Annotated in this window: 6 protein-coding genes; 4 read left to right on the top strand and 2 right to left on the bottom strand. The window is 71.8% G+C overall.

From position 1 onward, the window contains the following. Together thrC and GSF22_RS29360 are read left to right on the top strand one after the other, a co-directional pair. Window positions 1-1245: threonine synthase (thrC, locus tag GSF22_RS29365; RefSeq protein WP_208817162.1), on the top strand; the 1245-nt coding region annotated here is incomplete at its 5' end. A 243-nt stretch (window positions 1246-1488) separates the two neighbouring features. Beyond that, window positions 1489-2109 carry a hypothetical protein gene (locus GSF22_RS29360; RefSeq protein ID WP_208817161.1) on the top strand — a complete coding sequence of 207 codons (621 nt, stop codon included), beginning with the start codon at window positions 1489-1491 and terminating at the stop codon, window positions 2107-2109. Here the strand turns inward: GSF22_RS29360 and GSF22_RS29355 are convergent. Continuing rightward, window positions 2048-2536 carry a hypothetical protein gene (locus GSF22_RS29355; protein WP_208817160.1) on the bottom strand — a complete coding sequence of 163 codons (489 nt, stop codon included), beginning with the start codon at window positions 2534-2536 and terminating at the stop codon, window positions 2048-2050. The two genes, GSF22_RS29360 and GSF22_RS29355, sit on opposite strands and share 62 nt — an antisense overlap. A gap of 134 nt (window positions 2537-2670) precedes the next feature. Here GSF22_RS29355 and paaN point away from each other — a divergent pair, with 134 nt between their 5' ends. After that, entirely contained in the window at window positions 2671-4344 is a 1674-nt protein-coding gene (paaN, locus tag GSF22_RS29350) for a phenylacetic acid degradation protein PaaN (RefSeq protein WP_208817159.1), read from the top strand. An 84-nt stretch (window positions 4345-4428) separates the two neighbouring features. On the opposite strand, the gene GSF22_RS29345 is transcribed toward paaN, so the two are convergent. Continuing rightward, on the bottom strand, window positions 4429-4965 hold the full coding sequence (locus tag GSF22_RS29345) for an N-acetyltransferase family protein (RefSeq protein WP_368856915.1): 537 nt from the start codon (window positions 4963-4965) through the stop codon (window positions 4429-4431). Window positions 4966-5270: 305 nt separating this feature from the next. On the opposite strand from GSF22_RS29345, the gene GSF22_RS29340 reads away from it, so the two are divergent. Next, on the top strand, window positions 5271-5474 hold the full coding sequence (locus GSF22_RS29340) for a cold-shock protein (protein ID WP_067305333.1): 204 nt from the start codon (window positions 5271-5273) through the stop codon (window positions 5472-5474). Window positions 5475-6020: the final 546 nt, after the last annotated feature.

Here is a 6020-nt window from a genome sequence, read left to right as displayed (position 1 = left end):
AGCCCGGCCCGTGCCCTGGTCTGCCGGGCCTGCGGCGCCCGGTACCCGCTCGCCGCGCAGCACGCCTGCTACGAGTGTTTCGGCCCGCTGGAGGTCGACTACGACACGGCCGCCCTGGCCCGGGTCACCCGGGCCGAGATCGAGGCCGGCCCGCAGAGCATCTGGCGGTACGCCGGCCTGCTGCCGGCCGGCCAGGACCCGGCCACCCGGGTGACCCTGGACCCGGGCCTGACCCCGCTGGTCGCCGCACCGCTGCTCGCCGCCGAACTCGGCATCCGGGCGCCGCTCTGGGTGAAGGACGACAGCGCCAACCCGACCCACTCGTTCAAGGACCGGGTGGTCTCGGTGGCCCTCACCGCCGCCCGTGGCCTCGGTTTCACCCGCTTCGCCTGCGCCTCCACCGGCAACCTGGCCAACTCGGTCGCCGCCCACGCCGCCCGGGCCGGGGTGCCGTCGATCGTGTTCATCCCCGGTGACCTGGAGCAGGGCAAGGTGGTCACCACCGCCGTGTACGGCGGCGAACTGGTCGCCATCGACGGTTCGTACGACGACGTGAACCGGCTCTGCGGCGAGCTGGTGGAGACCGACGAGTTCGAGGACACCGCCTTCGTCAACGTCAACGTGCGCCCGTACTACGCCGAGGGGTCCAAGACCCTCGGCTACGAGGTGGCCGAGCAGCTCGGCTGGCGGATCCCCGAGCAGGTGGTCATCCCGATGGCCAGCGGCGAGCTGCTCACCAAGGTCGACAAGGCGTTCAGCGAGCTGGTCGAGATCGGCCTGGTCGAGGCGCCCGCCAACGGTTGGAAGGTGTTCGGCGCCCAGTCGACCGGCTGCAACCCGATCGCCACCGCCCTGCACGGCGGTACGGACACCATCACCCCGGTCAAGCCGACCGGTATCGCGAAGTCGCTGAACATCGGCGACCCGGCCGCCGGGCTGTACGCCCTGGAGGCGGTGCGTCGTACCGGTGGCTGGATGGACTACGCCGACGACGGCGAGATCCGCGACGCGATCCGGCTGCTGGCGCGTACGACGGGGGTCTTCGCCGAGACCGCCGGTGGGGTGACCGTCGCGGTGCTGCGCAAGCTGGTCGCCAGCGGGAAGCTCGACCCGGACGCCGAGACGGTCGTCTACAACACCGGCGAGGGCCTGAAGACCCTCGACGCGGTGGCCGCCCAGGTCGGTCCCACCCACCGGATCAAGCCCTCGCTGCGGGCCGCCCGGGACGCGGGCCTGCTCGGCTGAGCATCGTTTCGTCACGTCGGGTAGCTGAAAGATTGCCACAGGTGGCGAAAAATCGCCCGGTAAGGACTTGACGTCAGTTACCCGACGACGAAAGATGCTCCGTGCGGGGGGTCGTTTCGCCGTAGACCTTGCGTTCTAACGACCCAGCGCCGGAGGCGCTGTGCGATCGTCCCCCCGACCAAACTCCTCTTTTCTGCCCGTCGGCAAATCGCTGGCCCGGCGGCAGGGTGCCACCGTCTGCGGATGAGCATCGACGTCGTTCCCTTCGATGTGGACAATGCGCGGGCCGTCGAGGCGGCGTACCGGATCGGGGCGGCTGCCAGGCGGGCGGACCTGCCGGATCTCCCGCCGATCTGCCGGCAGCAGTTCAGCGGCCAGATCCGCCACCCGTGGGCCGGGAACACCGGTCACTGGGCGCTCGCCCACGTCGACGTGGCCCGTCTCGCCACCCGGATCGGGTCCGACGTGCCCCACGGCGACCTGGAGATCGAACCCCAGTCGGTCGGGGAGACCCGGCTCCGGCACAACGAGCAGGTACGCGTGGCCTGCGGCCGGCGCCGGTACCAGTGCGCCGCCGTGCACACCGGTACCGGTCGGCTGGTCGCCTGGACGGCACTCGAACTCGCCGCCACCGTGCCGTGGCACGCCTGCCAGGAGATCACCATCGTCGACCCGGCCCACCGGGGTCACCGGCTCGGGCTGCTGGTCAAGCTGGACAACCTCCGGCAGACCCGGGCCGCCGAGCCGGAACTGCGGGCGGTGGACACCTGGAACGCGGCGGAGAACACCCACATGGTCGCGATCAACGAGGCGATCGGGTTCCGCCCGGTCGACGACTGGGTCTACTGGCAACTGACGATCTGACCCGGGCCAGCCACGGGCGCAGTGGCGCGTCGACGGGGTAACCACCGGCGGCCAGCCCCGCCCGGCACTCGAAGACGTTGCGGCACCCGTAGCTGCCGGTCAGCGCGTACGACCAGGCGCAGGCCAGCCAGTAGGCGGGCCAGAACAGCGGGCCGAGCAGCGCGTACTGCCCGATGTGCCGGACCTCGTGGGCGAGCAGGTCGGCCCGGCCGGGATGCAGCAGCCAGTCCGCCGGCCGTCGGCTGAGGATCACCGAGCCCACGGTCAGGCAGTCCTGGCGCGGCCACGGCAACCGGTACCCGCCGACGACCAGCACCCCGCCCGGCAGCCGGCGTCGGTCGGTGGCCCGCGCCAGTCGGGCGAGCGCGAGCCCGGCCAACGTGGTGCCGTTGAGCCAGGTGGCGGTGCTGCGCAGCGACGGTCGCACACCTCCAGCGTGCGCCGGCCCGGCCCGACCGGCCACCCCCGGACACCGCAGCCGGCCCCGGCCCGGTCGGCGGCTGCCGTCCCGGGTCCGGCGGCTCTTACCCCCGGCCCGGGGGCTGCGGCATGATGGCGGGCATGACGGAGACCCCGCATCCCCTGTACGCCAAGCACGCCGACACCCTCGCCCGGGCGCTGACCGCGATCACGGAGCGGGGGTACTGGTCCGCCTATCCCGAGTCGCCCAGCCCCCGGGTGTACGGCGAGACCGCCGCGAGCGAGGGCGAGACCGCCTTCCGGGCGTACCTCGGTGCCGACTTCCCCCTGGACCAGCCCGGTGACGGTGACCGGGTGGCCACCGAGGCCAGCCCGTTCGGCATCGACCTGGCCGTGCGGTACCCGCACGCCGACGCCGACACCCTGGTGGCCGCCGCGAGCGCCGCCCTGCCGGCCTGGCGGGACGCCGGCCCGCAGACCCGGCTCGGGGTCTGCCTGGAGATCCTGGCCCGGCTGCACGCGCACGTCTTCGAACTGGCCAACGCGGTGCACGCCACCAGCGGCCAGGCCTTCGTGATGGCGTTCCAGGCCGGCGGGGCGCACGCCCTGGACCGGGCGCTGGAGGCGCTCGCGTACGCGTACGCGGAGATGACCCGGCACCCGGGGACGGCCGAGTGGGAGAAGCCGGCCGGCAAGGGTGAGCCGCTGCGGATGACCAAGACGTTCCACGTGGTACCGCGCGGGGTGGCCCTCGTCATCGGCTGCAACACCTTCCCGACCTGGAACTCGTACCCCGGGCTGTTCGCCTCGCTGGCCACCGGCAACCCGGTGATCGTCAAGCCGCACCCGCGTGCCGTGCTGCCGCTCGCCATCACCGTGAAGTACGCCCGCGAGGTGCTCGCCGAGGCCGGGTTCGACCCCAACCTGGTGCTGCTCGCCGCCGAGGCGCCCGGCGAGAAGCTCGCCTCCGACCTGGCCCTGCACCGGGCGGTGAAGATCGTCGACTTCACCGGTTCCACCGAGTACGGCGACTGGCTGGAGGCACACGCCCGGCAGGCGTCGGTCTACACCGAGAAGGCCGGGGTCAACACGATCGTCGTGGACTCCACCGACGACTTCGCCGGCATGTGCCGCAACATCGGGTTCTCGCTGGTCCTCTACAGCGGGCAGATGTGCACCACCCCGCAGAACATCCTGATCCCGTCCGCCGGCATCGCCACCGACCAGGGGCAGAAGAGCTTCGACGAGGTGACCGCCGGGATCGCCGGTGCGGTCGCGAAGCTCACCGGTGACCCGGCGCGGGCCGTCGAGCTGACCGGCGCGATCGTCAACGACGGGGTACTCGCCCGGCTCGACGAGGTCGCCCGGGTCGGCGAGGCGGTCCTCCCGTCGCAGCCGCTTGCGCACCCCGCCTACCCCGGCGCGGTGGTCCGCACCCCGACCGTCGTCAAGCTCGGCGCCGCCGACGTGGCCACCTACGGCCGGGAGTGGTTCGGGCCGATCTCGTTCGCCATCGGCACCGACTCGACCGCGCACAGCCTGGAGATCTTCCGGTCCACGGTGGGGCAGCGCGGCGCCCTGACCGCTGCGGTCTACTCCACCGACGAGAAGGTGCTCGACGCGGCCGAGGCGGCAGCGATCGAGGTCGGGGTGCACCTGTCCTGCAACCTGACCGGTGCGGTCTTCGTGAACCAGTCGGCGGCCTTCTCCGACTTCCACGGCAGCGGGGCCAACGCGGCGGCGAACGCTGCGCTGACCGACGGGGCCTACGTCGCCAACCGGTTCCGGGTGGTGCAGAGCCGCCGCCACAGCTGAGGTGTAAGGAAGGGCCCCTTGTTATCGCTTTCGGTATAGGAAGGGGCCCTTCCTAACACCCGCCACGGGTGCACCGTGGTCCTGTCAGGCCGGCCGGCGCATCCGCAGTTCGGTCAGGACCGGGATGACCGGGTGCGGGACGCGCTCACCGGTCTCGACGAAGCCCAGCCGCCGGTACGCCCGCAGGGCCCGGTCGTTGCCGACCACGACCTCCAGCATCAGCTCCGGCCGGCCGCACTCCCGGGACCACGCGGCTATCCCGTCGACCAGGCGGCCCAGCAGTCCGGCTCCGCGCCAGCGGGGCGTGACGTACACGCCGAAGATCAGGGTGGTCCTCGGGTCGTCGGCCGGGGCGAAACCACCGGCCGAGCCGACGAGCCGGCCACCGGGGTCGGCGACGAACTGTGCCGTACCGCAGCCGGTCGAGGTCTGGGTGATCCGGGCGACGTAGTCCGTGTGCGGGCGGGCTGAGGCGTCCGCGAGGGTCTCCAGGAAGGCCAGCGGCGTGTCGGCGAGCATCTCCAGGCGCAGCGCCCGCATCCGGGCAGCGTCGGTCGGGCGGATCCGGCGTACCTCGACGGTGGTCGGTGTGACCGGTGGACCGGTCCTCTGTTGCTCCACCCGGGATGCCTATCCCACCTGGCGGGTCGGTGGCAACCGGAATGCCCAGCGTGTCGACGGTGGGTACGCCGACATAGACCAGCTTCCCTGTAGGCAGCGACGCTCGCCGATGCGTATTGGTGTCGGGGGTGGTCGAAGTGTGTCCGGTTTGGGGTAGTGCGCCGTCGTCACACCTCGTGTAGCGTGCGATTCCGGTCAGCCATTTCGTGGGGCCCGACGGTGGGTTGCACGAGTGGTCCCGATGCCTCCGGTGGCGACCGGAGGTCCGTCGTAGAGCCAGCACCATCGAAGTGAGGAAGTGCACCGTGGCACAGGGCACCGTGAAGTGGTTCAACAGTGAAAAGGGTTACGGCTTCATCGCGGTCGACGGCGGTCAGGACGTTTTCGTCCACTTCTCCGCGATCGAGATGGACGGTTACAAGGCGCTCGACGACGGGCAGCGGGTCGAGTTCGAAATTGCACAGGGCCAGAAGGGCCCACAGGCGGAGCGGGTCCGCGTCATCGCGTGAGAAGCCCTCGGCGTTCCGCCGAGGATCTCCCGGCCACGGCTCCGGCCGTGGCAGGGCGGAAGGGTACGACGTGGCAGCCAGCCGCGCGGGCGGTGTCCCGACTGCGGCGGCTGACCGCACCGGTCGACCGTCGGTCGCACCCCGTCGGTCGCACCCGGGCGTGCGGCCCACCGGGTCGTACCCGGGCCTCCGGCCCACCTGTTCGTACCTGGGCCTCCGGCCCACCGGGTCGTACCCGGTTCTTCGTGCCGGTTGTTGGCCTGTAGGTCGCAGGCGGACGTCCTGACATTCGATGCCGGGCGCGTTCGGCCCGTGAGGTCGCGCCCGCGCTTCGGGGTCGGGACCTCGATTCATGCTTCCCGCCGGCCGTGATCCACCCGACATCGTGACCGGGACAGGGGTTTCTGGAGCACCATCTCCTCGGTCGGTGGGGCCGTGTACCTGTCCGGCGCCTCCTGCGGGCGAACCCGCCTCCCGCCTCCGCCCTTCCGGGCGTCCCGTTCCCGGGCTTTCCCGCCTTCCCGGGCCGCTCCGCCCTTCCGGACC

The sequence above is a fragment of the Micromonospora echinofusca genome (assembly GCF_017614955.1).
In the GTDB taxonomy this organism is placed as follows: domain Bacteria; phylum Actinomycetota; class Actinomycetes; order Mycobacteriales; family Micromonosporaceae; genus Micromonospora; species Micromonospora echinofusca_A.
This window is presented reverse-complemented; position numbering and strand designations above follow the sequence as displayed.

Coding starts and splice junctions, on each gene's coding strand:
- paaN (WP_208817159.1), top strand. CDS start 2,671: ATGACGGAGACCCCGCATCCCCTGTACGCCAAGCACGCCGACACCCTC.
- GSF22_RS29360 (WP_208817161.1), top strand. CDS start 1,489: ATGAGCATCGACGTCGTTCCCTTCGATGTGGACAATGCGCGGGCCGTC.